The sequence below is a fragment of the Actinoallomurus bryophytorum genome, assembly GCF_006716425.1.
In the GTDB taxonomy this organism is placed as follows: domain Bacteria; phylum Actinomycetota; class Actinomycetes; order Streptosporangiales; family Streptosporangiaceae; genus Actinoallomurus; species Actinoallomurus bryophytorum.
Genome location: NZ_VFOZ01000002.1, coordinates 170,509 through 187,115 on the forward strand (window position 1 = coordinate 170,509; position 16,607 = coordinate 187,115).

16 protein-coding genes are annotated in these 16,607 nt (G+C 66.9%); 8 read left to right on the plus strand and 8 right to left on the minus strand.

The window, feature by feature from the left end:
- Positions 1-239: 239 nt before the first annotated feature.
- Entirely contained in the window at positions 240-2,177 is a 1,938-nt protein-coding gene (locus FB559_RS37035; RefSeq protein WP_141962292.1) for a discoidin domain-containing protein, read from the plus strand.
- A 22-nt stretch (positions 2,178-2,199) separates the two neighbouring features.
- Here FB559_RS37035 and FB559_RS37040 read toward each other — a convergent pair whose 3' ends face one another.
- From FB559_RS37040 to FB559_RS44285, 4 genes are all read right to left on the minus strand, one after another.
- Positions 2,200-3,234 (minus strand): YihY/virulence factor BrkB family protein, encoded by a 1,035-nt coding sequence (locus tag FB559_RS37040; protein WP_246122730.1) that lies wholly within the window; start codon positions 3,232-3,234, stop codon positions 2,200-2,202.
- 212 nt (positions 3,235-3,446) lie between these two features.
- On the minus strand, positions 3,447-4,295 hold the full coding sequence (locus FB559_RS37045) for an endo alpha-1,4 polygalactosaminidase (protein ID WP_141962293.1): 849 nt from the start codon (positions 4,293-4,295) through the stop codon (positions 3,447-3,449).
- A gap of 340 nt (positions 4,296-4,635) precedes the next feature.
- Entirely contained in the window at positions 4,636-5,073 is a 438-nt protein-coding gene (locus FB559_RS37050) for a nitroreductase family deazaflavin-dependent oxidoreductase (protein WP_141962294.1), read from the minus strand.
- Between the two features lie 41 nt (positions 5,074-5,114).
- Complete coding sequence (locus tag FB559_RS44285; protein ID WP_185792652.1) at positions 5,115-5,279, minus strand: hypothetical protein; 165 nt, start codon at positions 5,277-5,279, stop codon at positions 5,115-5,117.
- Positions 5,280-5,474: 195 nt separating this feature from the next.
- Here FB559_RS44285 and FB559_RS37055 point away from each other — a divergent pair, with 195 nt between their 5' ends.
- Entirely contained in the window at positions 5,475-5,831 is a 357-nt protein-coding gene (locus FB559_RS37055) for a hypothetical protein (RefSeq protein WP_281286368.1), read from the plus strand.
- Between the two features lie 384 nt (positions 5,832-6,215).
- On the opposite strand, the gene FB559_RS37060 is transcribed toward FB559_RS37055, so the two are convergent.
- Both FB559_RS37060 and FB559_RS37065 read right to left on the minus strand, forming a co-directional pair.
- Positions 6,216-7,484 (minus strand): hypothetical protein, encoded by a 1,269-nt coding sequence (locus tag FB559_RS37060; protein WP_141962295.1) that lies wholly within the window; start codon positions 7,482-7,484, stop codon positions 6,216-6,218.
- 1 nt (position 7,485) lies between these two features.
- Positions 7,486-8,451, minus strand: a complete 966-nt coding sequence (locus FB559_RS37065) for a HesA/MoeB/ThiF family protein (protein ID WP_221640614.1) — start codon at positions 8,449-8,451, stop codon at positions 7,486-7,488.
- 225 nt (positions 8,452-8,676) lie between these two features.
- On the opposite strand from FB559_RS37065, the gene FB559_RS37070 reads away from it, so the two are divergent.
- Complete coding sequence (locus FB559_RS37070) at positions 8,677-8,913, plus strand: hypothetical protein (RefSeq protein ID WP_141962296.1); 237 nt, start codon at positions 8,677-8,679, stop codon at positions 8,911-8,913.
- A gap of 236 nt (positions 8,914-9,149) precedes the next feature.
- On the opposite strand, the gene FB559_RS37075 is transcribed toward FB559_RS37070, so the two are convergent.
- Positions 9,150-9,707, minus strand: a complete 558-nt coding sequence (locus tag FB559_RS37075) for a DinB family protein (protein WP_246122732.1) — start codon at positions 9,705-9,707, stop codon at positions 9,150-9,152.
- 214 nt (positions 9,708-9,921) lie between these two features.
- Here FB559_RS37075 and FB559_RS37080 point away from each other — a divergent pair, with 214 nt between their 5' ends.
- Positions 9,922-10,107: a DUF4236 domain-containing protein gene (locus FB559_RS37080; RefSeq protein WP_141962298.1), complete on the plus strand. Its 186-nt coding sequence runs from the start codon at positions 9,922-9,924 to the stop codon at positions 10,105-10,107.
- A 134-nt stretch (positions 10,108-10,241) separates the two neighbouring features.
- Here FB559_RS37080 and FB559_RS37085 read toward each other — a convergent pair whose 3' ends face one another.
- The gene (locus FB559_RS37085; protein ID WP_141962299.1) at positions 10,242-11,054 is read right to left on the minus strand and encodes a helix-turn-helix domain-containing protein; all 813 of its coding nucleotides are present in this window, start codon (positions 11,052-11,054) and stop codon (positions 10,242-10,244) included.
- A 180-nt stretch (positions 11,055-11,234) separates the two neighbouring features.
- Between FB559_RS37085 and FB559_RS37090 the strand changes: the two genes are divergently transcribed.
- The 4 genes from FB559_RS37090 to fumC all read left to right on the plus strand — a co-directional run bounded on the left by FB559_RS37090 (position 11,235) and on the right by fumC (position 16,573).
- Positions 11,235-12,248, plus strand: coding sequence for a zinc-dependent alcohol dehydrogenase family protein (locus tag FB559_RS37090; RefSeq protein WP_141962300.1), 1,014 nt, complete (start codon positions 11,235-11,237; stop codon positions 12,246-12,248).
- A gap of 298 nt (positions 12,249-12,546) precedes the next feature.
- Complete coding sequence (locus FB559_RS37095; protein WP_141962301.1) at positions 12,547-13,395, plus strand: SDR family oxidoreductase; 849 nt, start codon at positions 12,547-12,549, stop codon at positions 13,393-13,395.
- A 71-nt stretch (positions 13,396-13,466) separates the two neighbouring features.
- Positions 13,467-15,128 (plus strand): NAD-dependent malic enzyme, encoded by a 1,662-nt coding sequence (locus FB559_RS37100; RefSeq protein ID WP_141962302.1) that lies wholly within the window; start codon positions 13,467-13,469, stop codon positions 15,126-15,128.
- A 14-nt stretch (positions 15,129-15,142) separates the two neighbouring features.
- Positions 15,143-16,573, plus strand: coding sequence for a class II fumarate hydratase (gene fumC / locus FB559_RS37105; RefSeq protein ID WP_246122734.1), 1,431 nt, complete (start codon positions 15,143-15,145; stop codon positions 16,571-16,573).
- Positions 16,574-16,607: the final 34 nt, after the last annotated feature.

A 16,607-nucleotide genomic window follows, 5' to 3' on the forward strand; every position in this document is an offset into this window, starting at 1 on the left:
GGCGTCACGAGACGAATCTACGGCTGATAGAGCGCTCTCTGAGGAGCTCCCCCCGCCTCGCCACTCAGGAGACCCCTATGTCACCGGCACCATTTCCGAATCGGTTCGTGCGGTCGTGGAACAGGATGGTGATCGGGCCGATGGGGTCCGTTGCCCGGTACATCGGGGCACGGGTGATCCCATCCGTATCCCGCGGTCGCTCGCTCAGGCGCCGATCGGTCCTGGCCATGATGGCGCTCGTGGGCGCCTGCCTGAGCGGCGTCGTGACCGCGGCCGTCGTCGGCGCCCCCTCCGCGTACGCCGACCCCGTACCCCCGCCCCCGTCCGGCTGGTCGACCGTGTTCAGCGACAACTTCGCCGGGACCGCCGGGTCACCGCCCTCGTCGGCGAACTGGTTCTACGACATCGGCACCGGCTTCGGCACGGGCGAGAAGGAGCAGACCACCAGCTCGACCGCCAACTCGTACCTGGACGGGAACGGGCACCTGGTGCTCAAGGCCATCAACAACGGCGGCACGTGGACCTCGGCCCGGCTCGAGAGCACGCGCGACGACTTCCAGGCGCCGCCCGGCGGCAAGATGGAGATGACGGCGTCGATCCAGCAGCCCAACCCGGCGAACGGCCTGGGGTACTGGCCCGCGTTCTGGGCCCTGGGTTCGCCGATGCGCGCCGGAGGCGGCTGGCCCGGCTCCGGTGAGATCGACATGATGGAGGACGTCAACGGCCTGAACCAGGCCTCGCAGACCCTGCACGACTCGGCCAACAGCCCCGGGCATGGGCTGATCTCCTGCCCGAACACCGCCTCGACCTGCCAGACCGGCTACCACACGTACTCGGTGATCATCGACCGTACGAACACCAGCGCCGAGACGCTGCAGTTCCTCATGGACGACACGGTGGAGAGCACCATCACCGAGGCGTCGGTCGGCACCGCCGCCTGGCAGCAGGCCATCGACCACGGGTTCTTCATCATCTGGGACCTGGCGATCGGGGGCAACTACCCCGACGGGATATGCGGCTGCACGACGCCGACCTCCGCCACCACCTCCGGTGCCTCGATGAGCGTCGGCTACGTGGCGGTGTACGAGCAGGGCGGCAACTCCACCCCCACCGCCACGGCCACCGCGACGGGTGCGGTGAAGGGCATCAACGGCCTGTGCCTGACGAACCAGAACTCGCTGAACACCGAGGGGAACCCGATCGGCCTCAGCGCGTGCAACGGGAGCGCCGGCGAGGTCTGGTCGACGTACAGCGACAACACCGTACGGGTCCAGGGCGGCTGCCTCGACGTGGTCAGCGCCGGGACGACCAGCGGCACCAATGTCGACTGGTATCCCTGCAACGGCACGAACGCCCAGGTCTGGAACCATCAGGCCAACGGCACGTTCCTCAATCCCAACTCCGGCCTGTGCCTGACCGATCCCGGCGGCAATACCGGGTCCCGGCTCGACATCGAGGCCTGTACCGGTTCCGCGCAGCAGCAGTGGACCCTGCCTTCCGGCGGCACCGGCAACACCGTGACCGTGACCAGCCCGGGCGGTCAGAGCTCGACCGCCGGCGCCGCGGTCAGCCTGCAGGTTCACGCGACCGATTCGGCGTCCGGCCAGACGCTCACCTACAGCGCGAGCGGCCTCCCCGCGGGGCTGTCGATCAACTCCTCGACCGGCCTGATCTCCGGAACGCCGACGACGGCCGGCACCTCGAACGTCACCGTGACCGCCAAGGACGCCACCGGCGCCAGCGGCTCGGCCTCGTTCGGCTGGACGGTGACCTCCGGCGGCGCCTGTTCGACGACGAACCTCGCCCAGGGCAGGACCGCCACCGCGTCGTCGGCGGAATCGGCGGCCTTCCCGGCGTCGAGCGCGGTGGACGGGAACCTCGGCACCCGTTGGTCGTCGGGCTTCAGTGATCCCCAGTGGCTTCAGGTCGACCTCGGCAGCACACGGTCCATCTGCGGGGTGACCCTGAACTGGGAGGCGGCGTACGCCACCGCGTTCCAGATCCAGGTCTCCGGCAACGGGACCACCTGGACCACCATCTACTCCACCACGACCGGCACCGGTGGCGTGCAGAATCTCAACGTGAGCGGATCGGGCCGCTACATCCGGATGTACGGCACCGCGCGGACGACCCAGTACGGCTACTCGCTCTGGGAGTTCCAGGCGTACGGCGCCTGACCACGGATCGGCCGACGCGACCTCATCGGAGAGGTCGCGGTCGGCTGATCTGGGCGTTGAGCTCGGCTCCGAGCAGCACCGCCAGCGCGGTCACGTACAGGAACAGCAGGGCCGCGGCGGGCGCCGCCAGGACCCCGTACGCGGGATTGTGGGCGATGGCGGTGGTCAGGAACAGCCGCAGCAGGAGACTGCCGGCGAGCCACAACAGCATGGCGACGACGGCGCCGGGCAGTTCACGGCTCCATCGGCCGCGCACGGGCACGGCCAGGTGGTAGAGCGTGACCAGCAGTCCGGTGCAGATCAGGATGAGGACGGGCCAGTAGCCGTAGCTCACCACCGGGGTGAGCGCGCCGTGGGCCCGTCCTGGAGTGGCCGCGATGATCCAGCCGGGCGCGGCGATGAGCAGCGGAAGGGTGATGGTCCCGGTGACCAGCGCCCCGAGGTAGAGGGTGAAGGCCAGCACGCGGGCGTGCACGGCGGAGCGGACGTCACGCATGCCGTAGGCGATGGTGATGGCGTTGACGTAAGTGTTCATCGCCGCCGATCCGGTCCACAGCGCCATGACGAATCCGAGCGAGATGATCCCGCTGCGACCGTGCCGCAGCACGTCGGTGAGCACCGGCTTGATGATCTCCTCGACGGCCGACGGCGCCAGCACGTGCCCGGCCGCGGCGAGGATCCGGGCCTCGGCTTCGGTCGCGACGTCCGCGCCGAACAGCGGGGTCAGGTAACCGATCGTGGCGACCAGGACCAGCAGCAGCGGAGTGAGGGACAGCAGCGCCCAGAACCCGGCTTCGGCCGCCAGCCCCAGCACCCGGTCCGACCAGGACTGCGCGACGGTACGGCGGACCAACGACCAGATCCACGACAGCCGCCGCCTGAGCCTGAGCCTGGGACCGGACGGGCCAGGCTGCGGTCGCCGCGCGGTCAGGGAATCGTCCGCCACCGGGGAGGCCGGCGGCGTCTCGGCCGCGCCCTGCTCCTCCGCCGGGCGGTGATCGCTCCGGTCGGCGTCGTTCTCCTCCGCCGCCGTCGTCCGCCAGGCCCTGATGAACACCGGAACGATGAGCCTCCCCTGCCGGGTGACCGGCCAGCCGATCTTTCAGTCAACCTCCCGCACTTCCGGACGGAAACGGGCAACCTGAGCAAGCCTCATCACCTGCCCTGATGATCAGAGCGTCTTCCCGCCGTTGTCATGCCGGCCGTAGCGCACAGGACCGGCGGCCGGCCCGAGGATTCTCGGGGCCGGCCGCCGGCCGGTGTGGTGGGTCAGACGCCGCGGCAGGGTGTCCGGGTGGCGTCCAGGCTGAGCTTCTTCTTCAGGGAGTTGAAATTCTGGGCGTTGGCCTTGGAGCAGAACTTGGAGGTCGCGAGGGTGTACTCGACGTTGAAGACGGCCTTCCCGGCGGCCACGTACTTGTCATAGCCATAGCCGGTGTCCGCGGTGGTGCACTCGCCGTACGTCCAGCACTCCTCGTTGAGGGCCCAGTCGAAGTACGGCTGGAGCGACTGGAGCTGGTCGATGTCGTTCTTGAGCCCGACCGACAGCCCGCGGTTGTGAGCCTCGTTCGCCAGCCAGGAGTTGAACTTCAGCTGGTCGTTCGCGGTGAGCGGGAATCCGGAGTCGTTGGTGTAGCCGTCGACGTTGTCGAACTCGACGGCGTCGAAGCCCTTGGTCTTGCACATGTCCATGCGCTTCTTCAGGACCGTGCCGAGCGTTCCGGTGTACTGCCGGACGTCCAGCCAGCGTTCGCCCGCCCAGCCGTCGACGTCGCTGCCGAGCACGCTGCTGGGGAAGTCGCCGGCGTCCGGTCGCCAGTTCTCATACGTGCCGGCGCTGATGTAGCACACGACCTTGCGACCGGACTTGGTGGAGTGCAGCTGTGACACGTTACCGGCGGTGGCGTCGAAGCCGTCGATGTCGTACATGGTGACGTCGAGATACGGCGCGGACGGCACCGCGGACAACTGCCACTGCCAGCTCGTGTTCAACGCCGGCTTCCAGCAGCCGGAACACGAGACGGGGGCCGGGAGACTCGCCGCCTCGGACGGCACTCCCCAGCAGAGGATCAGAGCCGCGCTGACGGCGGCGACGATGAGACGTACTGTACGGCGCATGGGCGCTCCTCGTAAGTCGAAGAAACAAGGGGCGGCATACGCGCTGTTCCACACTCCCCGCACTGGCCGGCCCCGGGATCACCGCGGCAGCCGGGGTGGCATCGCCCATCAGGATCAGCAGGACTGACGCCAGCACGCGAAAGAGCTCTCCTTCCCTCGACCAGATCGAAGGATCGCTCATTCGCGGCCACTCATCAAGCATTTCCCCAAAGATCGCCCGATTGTTTACACATCACCGGAACAGAGCCTTTTCAACATGACCCCGTCCGCGTGGAAAGACCGCCGGTCAGGAGACATCCGTGCGGGATGCCGACGAGGCGGTCGGCGCGGTCAGGTGCGGTCAGGTGCGTCGGAACTCGAGCACGGGGATCGTGCGGATGCCCTCTGCGCTGCGTGCGTACTCGGCGAAGCCCGGGTAGCGGCGGGCCTGTTCGGCGTAGATCCGGTCGCGCTCCTCACCGGCCAGGTCGCGTGCCTGGACCTGGTAGGTCTCGGTGCCACGCTCGATGACGGCCGTCCCGGCCGCGACGATGTTGTAGTACCAGTCCGGGTTCGACGGCGCGCCGGCCTTGGTGGCGAACACGTAGATCACGTCGCCGTCGCCGTCACCGTCGTCCGGCAGGTACATCATCGGGTTGACGTACTCACGTCCGCTCTTACGGCCCCGGTGATGCACCAGCACCATGGGGGCGTCTTCGAAGTTGCCACTCACCTGGCCGCCGTTCGCACGGAACTCGGCGATGGTCTTCGCGTTCCAGTCGTTGGGCTCTGAGGTCATCACGCCACTCCTTCCCGGTGGATCCTCGATCCACCGCCTGCTCAGCCGCAGGCCTCCGAGTGTCGGCCCCATGTTTCCAGGCATACCACCCGGGTGGCGACGGCGGGCTCTCCCGCGAAGACGATGTCCGGCGGGCGTGTGCCGTCCTGCATGGGGGTTACGCCGATCGACTCGTCGGTGAGCGTCCCGTCCTCGGTGAAGGCCACCAGCCGGCCTCCGCGGTGGCGGCGCGTCGGTGGGCTTCGCGATGCTCGTCACCGCGCGGGCCTGCCAAGGCGTGTTCGGGGCGATGCTCCCCCCGGCCGCTCTCGCCCTGCTGAGCACGACGTTCAGCGACCCGAAGGAGGAGGGCAAGGCGTCCGGCGTGTTCGGGCGCCGGCGCCGGCAGCGCGGTCGGCCTGCTGCTCGGCGGGACACTGACCGAGTACCTGTCGTGGCGCTGGTGCCTCTACATCAACCTGGTGTTCGCGGGGCTCGCCCTGGCCGGCGGCGCGGTGCTGCTCAAGCACCACCCGCGCCGGCCCGGCGCCCGCCTCGACTGGGGCGGCGTGGTCACCGTCTCCGGCGGCGTCTTCTGCCTGGTCTATGGGTTCTCCGGCGCGGCCATGAACTCATGGTCGACCGCCTCGACCTGGGGTCTCCTCGCCGCCGGGGTGGTGCTGCTGGTCATCTTCGCGGTGTGGCAGGGCCGTGCGGCCGACCCGCTGCTGCCGCGCCGACTGCTCACCACTCAGGTCGAACCGCCTCGTCACCGCTAGGGTGGCCACGAGGTCTCCGGATTACAGGTTCTTCTTGGTCGATGAACCCTCTACCGGAGACCTCACTGCTTAGAGGCCACGACACACCGCCACACATCAGACTTCGAGACAGGCCCTAGCGTCTGAAATGCTTCGAATCACAGGTCGCGACATTGCCGTCGCGACCTGTGATTCGCCTTACTCGTGCCCTTAGGCGTTGTCGCCGCAGAAACCTGTTGTTTCGAGCTTGTCCAGCTTGCGGATTTCGATTACGTCCATTTTGACATATCCTCTCCAGGCCGGCGGGCCGCGGCGGTATTGCGAGTTTGCCATTACGTTGGCGGCCCTGGATTCAACTGATCATAAGTGATCGTAGATGCGCCTCAGAGTCTTGGCAATACCTTCTCAGGAAGGACTCGTCCTGGTCATGCGGGTATGCGGTCCGGTCCGTCTAAACCATTGGCGGACGCGTTCACCGTGCCTGCGCCACCAGGCGGAAATCCAGACCACCTGGAATCCCGCCACAATGAGAATGACCACGGCCGCTTCCGCTGCCGCGCCCATGGATTCGGTGACCAGAAAAGTGTGAATGGAATCAGCGATCAACCTGATATAGGTCGGGATGGTTATGGCACTGACGACAAGCAGGCAAACGCTCGTGCCGAGGACGAGCAATACGGCATAGCAGCGAACGGCCACTTGCTCATGCCTGGGGAGCCGCAGTATGGCGGGGCTTCCCGATTCGCCGCGTCGCCGTGTGAGGCGGGCGGCGACGTCACGAACGTACGCGGATCCGTCCGCGTAGAGGTTCCGGCATCTCGCCAGATCCTGGAGGAGGAAGTACACGTCCGTTCGCATGAAGACGAGAAACTGCAGGGGAAGCATCGATGAGATCATCAGTACGATGATCGGCAGAGCCGATGGGGCGTCGATGCCCATGACCTGCAATGTCTTGATGGCAAGGATGGCGAGTGAGGCTATTGTGAGGTCGATCGCCATCCCCGCGCCGTAGACGGTGAATCGATGTCTCCGTGGCGCCGTCCAGATGCCGCTGACATCGGTCTGAGCGACAAGAAACTGCAGCCGAGTCCCCAGTCTGATGTGCGCCGGAACATCGGCGGCCCGTGCCGTGGCCAGGTGGCCCATCTCATGGACGAGGATGAGGGCCCATGCGACAAGGGCCTGGCTGAGCAGAATCAGACTCTCGTGGTCGGTCCAGAACATCTCTCGGTAACTCGGGAACACGCCCGGATCCCAGGCGATCACTCCGAGAGAGGCGATCACCACCGTGGCCATCAGCGCGGCCAGGATCGGGCTGAGGGTCCAGCGGACGTGACGCGGTCGCAGCCAGGGAAGGGAGGGTTTCTGAGGAGGGGGTTGCCCGACATCATGATCGTCCACTGCGGCCACAAAGCCGAGGTCGACCAGCTGATTCACAAAAGCGACCACGTCAACGGACTGTTCGCTGCGCGACTCGATGTCCTGCCGGATGTCGTCGAGCGGTCGCCCATGCTGGATGCCCTCGATGACCTGCATGCCGATCTGCGGGATGGCGATGAAGGTCCCGGTCTCGGCCCGACCGATGATCCACTCTTGCCCGTCCTGGCGAGAGCGGAGGGAGTGCAGGCGAACTGCCGAGTCATTCCTGGCGAGAGGCAACTCCGGCTGAGTCATTCTAGGTCGTCCCGCAGGCGGGACAGCCGGGTTGGCGAGGGTGAGAGACGAGTACGGGGTCGGTCAACGCGACCAGATTCATGCCGTAGACACGTCCGGCCGGCAGGGCCGGCACCCCTGTGAGCAGGGAGATGGCCGCGTGTGTCATGAGGAGGCCCGCCATCCCGGCCGAGGCCGCCGTCACCGGATGCCCGGGTGTCTGCGTGCCGAAAGACGACTCGTCTTCCGGTCTGAAGATCGACATTTCCGGTCGGCGCGCCTCTGCGAGCTTCAGACATTCCCAGCAAGCACCGTCGCCCGGCTTGAAGACGCCCACCGTCAGTAGTGCGCCGTGATATCCACCGCCGACCCACGGAACGTTCTTGGCCAGACAGGCACGGTTGGCCCAGGTGCGAATGATCTCCGGTCGGTCGGCGGCCAGGACGAGCACGTCGCAGTCTTCCGCCAGAGCCTCCAGGTCGGCCTGGCCGCGCACGGTGCTTCGCTCGCCTGTGATCTTGATATCTGAGTTCAACCGGCCCAGTCGGGCGACCGCGACATCCACCTTCGGCTTGCCGAGGTCATCCTCGTTATAAAGAACCTGCCGGTTGAGGTTCGACAACTCCACGATGTCGGAGTCGACGCAGTGCAGATGCCCCACTCCGGTCGCGGCCAGACCCTGAGCCGCCGCGCCCCCGGCACCACCGACACCGACCACCACCACGCGCGCGTCGCGGAGCCTCAACTGCACGTCCCAGGAGCCTTTCCGGGGCAGCGTGTCCACCCATCGGAAGTAGGCGTGACCGCGGCCGTAGCGCTCCCGTTCACGCGGGGAGAGCGTCTCGGGTTCCAGGCTGTTCGCGTCTTCGAGATGTCCCGCTTGGAACAAGGACTCGATCGTGTCCATGATCTGCGGCGCCGTGACCGGTGGCCGCTCGCCCGAGGACATCAATTCGACGATCTGCGGGATGGTGCGAGAGCCGTTCATGGCCTCAAGGAGTTCCCAGATCCGGCCTGAGGGGTCCTTGATCTCTGCCGCTATACCGAAGAGCCCGCGTCCCAAGCGTATGTGGCCGTCAATCGTTCTGTACGGTTGATGTTCGGGCTTTACTCGAGGAAGGTGGGGCAATGAGCGGACCCTGTCCTCGTCTGTCTGCATCAAAGGCGCACACCAGATCTGTCGAGCGGATGACTCAATGAAAAGCCCCAGTGATTGAACATCGAGCATCCGAAGATTTTCGAAGTCACGGGTCGCGACATTGCCGTCGCGACCCGTGATCTAAACCTGCTCGTGCGTCACATTTCGGTGGCGCAGAAACTCGTCGTCTCGATCTGGTCCAGCTTACGGATTTCGATGTCCATCCTGACCATCCTCTCTAGGCCGGCGATCCATGGCGTTTCGGCATCGTCGCAGTTGGCCGTTACGCCGGCCAGCCATCGATCTGACTGATCATGGGTGATCGTAGACGGGCCCCCAGAGCCTTGGCAATACCTTCGTCACGGAGTGCTGGGACCTTATGCCGCCGACATTATATTTTCTGTAAGCGGCCTCCCCCGTAGGCGAATCATTGCTGGCAGTTCGCTGGAAGCCTCCGATCGGAAATTAATCCACCCCGCCGGCCGGGCGCGGGAATTCGGGGCGCCCGCGCCGCGACGACCAGGACGGCCGGACAGAACGGACGCTCGTCACTGGCCCATACGTCCGTCGATCCGCTCGCGCAACAGGTCGGCGTGGCCCATGTGACGGGCGTACTCCTCGATCAGTCCGACCAGCACCACGCGCAGCGACATCGGCCCTCCCCCGCTGCCATGCAGATTCAATGGATCGTCGCCGGTGATGTCGAGACTGCGCGCCTCGGCGACGAACCGTGTCGCGAAGTCCACCTCCGTACGCCACGCGTCCCAAGCCTCCGCGACCACCTGGGGATCGGCGACCGCGCCATCGAAGTCACCGTCGCGATCGGTGTCGGAGCAGAACAGCCGGGGCACGTCCTGTCCCGACATCAGCACCCGGAACGTCGCCCGCTCCACCTCGGCCAGGTGCCGCACCAGCCCAAGGAGCGACATCGTCGACGGCTCGACGGAGCGCCGCGCCATGGCCTCCGCGTCGAGACCCGCGCATTTCATCTCCAGCGTGAGGCGCTGACAGCGCAGGGATTCGACCAGCGTGGTGCGCTCGTCCCCCAGCGTCGGTCCGTTCTCACGCGCATCGTCGTCAGACGGCGTGCCGTCCGCGGTGAACATGTCGGCTCGCCGGGTCGTGGCCATGGCCGCAATCATCGGCGATGCGCGTCGCGGCCGACAAACGATTAAACCGCACTCGGGATCTCAACAACGTTCGAAGGTGTGAGCAGGTGAAAGGCGAAGTATCGCGGGCGGCCACGGCGTTGTGGTTTGACGACCTGCCCATCGGGCATTGCTGCGGCACCCTGGACGAAACTATGAAGGGAGCACAGCGATGGGTCTGATGTTCCGTAAGCGTAAGAGGTTCGGCCCCCTGGTTTTCAACTTCACCGAGAATGGCATGTCGTCGTGGACCATCAAGGTCGGACGATGGTCGTGGAACTCCCGGTCCCGTGCGCACCGGTACGACCTGCCCGGGCCGATGTCGTGGAAGCAGGACAAGGACAAGTCCAAGTCCTGACACGCGTGGACCTCGGGGCGGTGTCGTCGGCCCGGACGGACGCCGCCCCGCGAAGCGCGTCGAGCGCGAAGCCTTTTCACAGATGGCTCGGAGCCGGTCGCTGATCGGCGATGCCCCAGATCACGTCGTCAGCATCACCGGCGGCTCGCGGCCGTCGTCCTGCCGTTTCGGTACCGCTCGGCTCGGACCCGCAGCAGTTCGGCAGTGGTCTGGTCGGCGGGCAGGAACGCCTCCAGGTGGAGTTCGGCGAGCGTGATGTCGGTCGCGGTGGCGAACGAGGTCAGCGTGGTGATCAGGCGCAGTTCTCCGTCCGCCGACGCCAGCCGCATCGGCACGGAAAAGCCGAGGTGTTCGGGGCCGACCGGGGCCTGGGGAACATATTCGGCCAGCTCGGCGACGAAATCGTCCAGGCGCGGGTCCGGGCTCCGCCGTGCCCTGGCGCGAAGGTTATCGATAACGTGTCTGCCCCACTCGTCCAGATTTCCTACTCTGGCCGCCATTCCCTGCGGGTGGAGCATGAGCCGCAGCATGTTGACCGGCGGTTCGAGCAGCTCGAGTGACGCGTCCTCGGTGAACACCTCGACGGCGTCGTTGGCCGCCACCACCCGTCCGTACGGTGCGATGACGAGGGCCGGGTACGGCAGGTGGCCGTGCAGGATCTGCTCGAGGGCGACGCGGACCGGGCGCAGTGCCGTCTCATCCAGGCCCGACTCGGTGAACACCGGCGCGTAGCCGACCGTCATGAGCAGGTCGTTGCGCTCCCGCAGCGACAGGCCGAGCGACTCGGCCAGCCGGATCACGATCGCGCGCCCCGGCCGGGAGCGGCCGCTTTCGATGAAGCTCAGATGACGTTGGGTCGTGCCCGCCAGCGCGGCCAGTTCGAGCTGGCTGAGCCGCCGAACCGCGCGCCAGCGTCTCAGCTCCGCACCAACGGTTGTGCTGCTCACCGCTCAGTTCTACCCGCCCTCCCGTGACACTGGCGATTCCCTCGGGGGAATTGCCGAATGCCCTGGCGACTCAGCACGATCGTGCCCCGAAGAACGGCCGGGCCGAAGTGGCCCGGCCGGCTCCCCGTGCTGCCGTCGCGGGGCGACCTTCGTTCAGACCACGAGTAGGAAGGCCGTTCAATGAAGAGCTATCGCCTTGAGCCGGGTCGTGGCCTCGCCGGGCTGACGGTCCACGATCAGGACGAGCCCGAACCGGGGCGCGGGCAGGTCGTGGTCAAGATCCGCGCGAACTCGATCGGCTCACGTGACCTCCTGGTACTGGCCGACAACTATGTGCTGCCCATCAGGCCCAAGGTGGTGCCCGGCTGTGAAGGGGCGGGCGAGGTCGTGGCCGTCGGCGAGGACGTCAGCCGGGTCAAGACGGGTGACCGCGTGGCGGCCACCGTCTTCCCGCGCTGGCTGGACGGCCCGTTCAGGCGCGAGAACGCCGCACAACTCGGCACCATGATCGACGGAGTTCTGACCGAGTACGCGGTGCTGGACGAGGGCGGCGTCGTGCCTGTCCCTGAGCACCTGTCGTTCGAGGAGGCCGCAGCGCTGCCGTTGGCGGCGGTGACCGCCTGGAACGCGCTGACCACCGGCAGCGCGCTACATCCCGGTGCGACCGTGCTGACACTCGGATCGGGAGCCGTGTCACTGTTCGTCCTACGGTTCGCCAAGCTGGCCGGCGCCCGGGTGCTGGTCACCACGTCCAACGCCGCCAAGGCCGAGCGACTGAGGGCGCTCGGGGCCGATGAGGTGATCAACTACCGGGAGAATCCCGGCTGGGCCGAAGAGGTACGTGCCCTGACCGATGGCCTCGGTGTCGATCGCGTCGTCGATGCGACGGGACCGCTGGAGCAGTCGCTGAAGTCCGTCGCACCAGGCGGCGAGGTGGCCTTCGCCGGCTACTGGCTGTCCGGCACCGAGGGGACCACCCCCATCGACCCCGCGACCCTGTTCATGGCGGGTGCGACGCTGCGCCGTGTCGCCACCGGCAGCCGCGCCCACTTCCTCGAGCTGAACCGCGCTGTCGAGACGCACCGGCTGCGTCCCGTGATCGACCAGGTGTTCCCGTTCGAGCAGGTACCCGACGCCTTCAAGTACTGCGAATCAGGCGGCGGCTTCGGCAAAGTGATCATCAGCCACACCTGACGATCAGGGATCCGCGCAAGCCGGGCCGGTACGGTGCCGGCGGCGCCAGGGCGATGGTGGGCGCAGCGAACGCCCACTACAACCGCGCGTTCGCGCCGGAACTATACTGAATATCAAGAAGATCACTGTGCCGGTCCTGGTGATGCACGGCGATGACGACCGACCAGATCGTCCCTTATGCCCTCCGGTCCTGACCGTACGACCGGCGATACCGCGCACTCCAGCCGATCCGGCATGCCTCGGCGAGCCCAAGTGCTGACACCGCGCATGGTGAGGCACGGCGGATAAGGAGCGCACAGTGACGAAAGTACTGATCACCGGATCGGGTACGGGTTTCGGGCATGAAGCGGCGATGCGTCTCGCGGAGAAGGGCTTTGACGTCATCGCGTCGGTCGAGATCTGGGCTCAGGTGCAGACGCTCAAGCGTCAGGCGGCCGAGCGGGGCGTGAACCTTCAGGTCGAGAAGCTCGACGTCACCGACGAAGGCGACCGCAGGAAAGCCCTGGCGTGGGGTGTCGAGATCCTGGTGAACAACGCCGGGGTGGGCGAGGGTGGCTCGACGGTGGACGTCCCGGCGGAGAACATGCGCCGGCAGTTCGAGGTCAACGTCATCGGCCCGCTCCTGCTGACGCAGGGCATCGCCAAGCAGATGGTCAAGCGAGGCAGCGGACGCGTCGTGTGGGTCTCCTCTCGCGAGGGTCTCAACGTCAATCCCTTCACCGGCCTCTACTCCGCCTCCAAACACGCCATCGAGGCCATCGCCGAGACCATGGCCTACGAGTTGCAGGAGTCCGGTATCGAGGTCGCCACCGTCAATCCGGGGCCGTTCCTGACCGGTTTCAACGACCGGATGTTCCAGACGTGGCAGAGCTGGGAGGACGACGCGTCCGAGCGGATGTTCGACTACGCGAAGCTCGCGTTCCCCCGGCCGCAGTTCGATCCCGAGCCGGTGTACGCCACGCTGACGGCGGTCGCCGCGGGCGAGGTCGACACCTTCCGCAACCTCGAACCCAAGTCGATGATCGAGGAGACCAAGAACCTCCAGCAGGTTCCCTGGGAACGAAAGGTCTCGGACGGCCTCAGGACCCGGCCCAGGCAGATTCAGGCCTCGTACGACATGGAACCTGAGACCCCGGTCTCCGAGTAAGGCGAGCCCCGGCCGGCCCGGTACGCGGGATCGCGCCACACAACGAAAGAATCTCAGCGCCAGGGGGGACGATGCCCACCAGGACCACCGTGCTACAAGATCGCTTTCGTAACCGCGGCACCGCGTTCACGCTGGACCAGCGTGCCGAACTCGGCATCACCGGCCGGCTGCCGGCCGCCGTGGAGACCCTCGACGAGCAGGCCGCCCGCGCGTACGCGCAGCTGCGTGACCAGCCGTCGGACCTGCACAAGTACATCTACCTCAACGAGCTCCACGACCAGAACCAGGTGCTCTACTACCGGCTCCTGGTCGACCACCTCACCGAGCTGCTGCCGGTGGTGTACGACCCCACCGTGGGCGAGGCCATCCAGCAGTGGTCCACCGACTTCCGCGACTCCCGCGCCGTGTACCTGTCGATCGACCGGCCGGAGGACGTCGAGGCCTCGTTCGCGTCGCTTGGACTCGGTACCGGCGACGTCGACCTCATCGTGGTCTCCGACGCCCAGGAGATCCTCGGCATCGGAGACTGGGGCGTGAACGGCACCGACATCTCGATCGGAAAGCTGGCCGTCTACACGGCCGCAGCCGGCATCGACCCCGACCGGGTCATCGCGGTCAACCTCGATGTCGGTACGGACAACGAGCAGCTCCTCAACAGCCCGTACTATCTCGGCAACCGCCACGCGCGGGTCACCGGAGAGCGCTACGACGACTTCGTCGCGCTCTACCTGGAAACCGCGTCCCGGCTGTTCCCGGACGCTCTGCTGCACTTCGAGGACTTCGGACCGTCGAACGCGCGGCGAATCCTGGTCGGCAACGCGGCGAAGTACCGCGTCTTCAACGACGACATGCAGGGCACCGGCGCCATCGTCATGGCCGCGGTGTTCGCCGCCCTGCGGGTGACGAGAGGACGCTGGGCCGAGCAGCGGCTCGTCGTATTCGGCGCCGGCACCGCGGGCACCGGCATGGCCGACCAGATCCACGCGGCGATGCTGCGCGACGGGGCCACGGCCGGCGAGGCGAAGAGCAACATCTGGCTCGTCGACATCCACGGGCTGGTGACCGACGACATGGCCGGCCTGCCCGACTACCAGCAGGTCTACGCCCGCCCGAAGTCCGAGGTCGGTTCCTGGGCCGACGGTGAGATCGACCTGCTCACCACCATCGAGCAGGTCAGACCGACCATCCTCATCGGCACCTCGACCGCGCACAACGCGTTCACCGAGGATGTCGTCAGGACTCTCGCGAAGGGCACGGAGCGTCCCATCCTGCTGCCATTGTCGAACCCCACCAGCCGCATCGAGGTCATGCCGTCCGACGCGGTGCCCTGGTCCGGCGGCCGGGCGTTGATCGCCGTGGGTATCCCGGTACCGCCGGTCGAGTACGACGGCGTCACCTACACCATCGGCCAGGCCAACAACGCGCTCCTCTACCCAGGCCTGGGCCTGGGCACCATCGTCTCAGGAGCCAGGCACGTCACCGACACCATGTTGCTGGCCGCGGCCGAGGCGGTGGCCGGCCAGGTCGACGTGTCCGAACCCGGCGCCGGCCTGCTGCCTCCGGTCGACGACCTGCGGGCGTCCTCGGCCACGGTCGCCGTGGCCGTGGCGAAGGCCGCCGTCGCGGACGGAGTGGCGACGAAGTCGCACGACAACCTCATCCAGGCCGTCCAGCAGGCGATGTGGCAGCCGGTGTACACCGGCGAACTTCCGACCGGCGAGACACAACCATGAGATCGCATCCGAAAATGAGGGACGTTCCCGTCGGCATCGACGCGTCTGGGCGGCGTCAGGAGTTCGACAGCATGGGCACGGTCGACGTGCCGGCGGACCGCTACTGGGGCGCGCAGACACAACGCTCCCTGATCCACTTCTCGATCGGGGACGACCGGATGCCGAAGGAGGTCTATCACGCCTACGGCTACGTGAAGAAGGCGGCGGCACTGGTCAACGGCGCCGCCGGGCGGCTGCCCGGCTGGAAGGTCCGGGCGATCGTACGGGCCGCCGAAGAAACGATCGACGGCGCCCTCGACGATCATTTCCCGCTGTACGTGTGGCAGACCGGGTCCGGGACCCAGAGCAACATGAACCTCAACGAGGTGATCGCCAACCGGGCGTCACAGCTCCTGGACGGCGCGCTCGGCACGCAGGAGCCGGTGGCCCCGAACGACGACGTCAACATGGGGCAGTCCAGCAACGACAGCTTCCCCACCGCCATGCACCTCGCGTCCGTACGGATGATCGACGACCACCTGCTCCCGCAGGCCGAAGAGCTCGCGACCACGATCGAGGCCAAGGCCGACCAGTGGAAGGAGGTCGTCAAGATCGGGCGGACCCATCTCGAGGACGCCGTCCCCCTGACCGTCGGGCAGGAATGGTCCGGGTACGCCGCCCAGCTACGCGCCTGCGTCCAGGAGATCGACCACGCCCGGCAGGGCCTCCTGGAGCTGGCACTCGGTGGCACCGCCGTCGGGACGGGGTTGAACGCCCCGAAAGGGTTCAGCCATGACGTCGCGGCGCGGATCGCCGAGCTGACCGGCATACCGTTCGTCACGGCGCCGAACAAGTTCATGGCACAGGGGTCGCTCGACCCGATGGTGCGGGCTCACGGCGCGCTTCGCGGGCTCGCCGTCGCCTTGATGAAGATCGCCAACGACATGCGATGGCTGGCCTCCGGACCACGCACCGGCTTCGCCGAACTGCTGCTGCCGCAGAACGAGCCGGGGTCCTCGATCATGCCGGGCAAGGTCAACCCGACCCAGTGCGAGGCCATCGTGATGATCGCCATCCAGGTGCTCGGCGACGACACCGCAGTCGCCTTCGCCGGAAGCCAGGGCAACTTCGAGCTCAACGCGATGCGCCCGTTGATCATCAACAACTTCCTGCACTCCGCGCGCATCCTCGCCGACGGAATGGAGAAGTTCCGCACCTTCTCCGTCAGCGGCACCGAGCTCAACCGGGACAAGATCACGCAGTACGTGAACGAGAGCCTGATGCTGGTCACGGCGCTGAGCCCCACCATCGGCTACCAGAACGCCGCGCACATCGCCGAGTCCGCGCTGGCCAACGGCCAGACCCTGAAAGAGGCCGCTCTGGCGAGCGGCCACGTCGACGAGAAGACCTTCGACGCGGTCGTCGACCCGCTCTCGATGGTCGGCCACGGCGTCTCCGGCGCTTGATGCCCCTCACACCGTGCGGAGGTAGCGGCTCCAC

Excerpts from the sequence above, each read along its gene's own strand:
- FB559_RS37090 (WP_141962300.1), top strand. The coding sequence starts at position 11,235 with ATGAAGAGCTATCGCCTTGAGCCGGGTCGTGGCCTCGCCGGGCTGACG.
- fumC (WP_246122734.1), top strand. The coding sequence starts at position 15,143 with ATGAGGGACGTTCCCGTCGGCATCGACGCGTCTGGGCGGCGTCAGGAG.
- FB559_RS37100 (WP_141962302.1), top strand. The coding sequence starts at position 13,467 with ATGCCCACCAGGACCACCGTGCTACAAGATCGCTTTCGTAACCGCGGC.
- FB559_RS37050 (WP_141962294.1), bottom strand. The coding sequence starts at position 5,073 with ATGACCTCAGAGCCCAACGACTGGAACGCGAAGACCATCGCCGAGTTC.
- FB559_RS37075 (WP_246122732.1), bottom strand. The coding sequence starts at position 9,707 with ATGTTCACCGCGGACGGCACGCCGTCTGACGACGATGCGCGTGAGAAC.
- FB559_RS37080 (WP_141962298.1), top strand. The coding sequence starts at position 9,922 with ATGGGTCTGATGTTCCGTAAGCGTAAGAGGTTCGGCCCCCTGGTTTTC.
- FB559_RS37065 (WP_221640614.1), bottom strand. The coding sequence starts at position 8,451 with ATGAACGGCTCTCGCACCATCCCGCAGATCGTCGAATTGATGTCCTCG.
- FB559_RS37060 (WP_141962295.1), bottom strand. The coding sequence starts at position 7,484 with ATGACTCAGCCGGAGTTGCCTCTCGCCAGGAATGACTCGGCAGTTCGC.
- FB559_RS37045 (WP_141962293.1), bottom strand. The coding sequence starts at position 4,295 with ATGCGCCGTACAGTACGTCTCATCGTCGCCGCCGTCAGCGCGGCTCTG.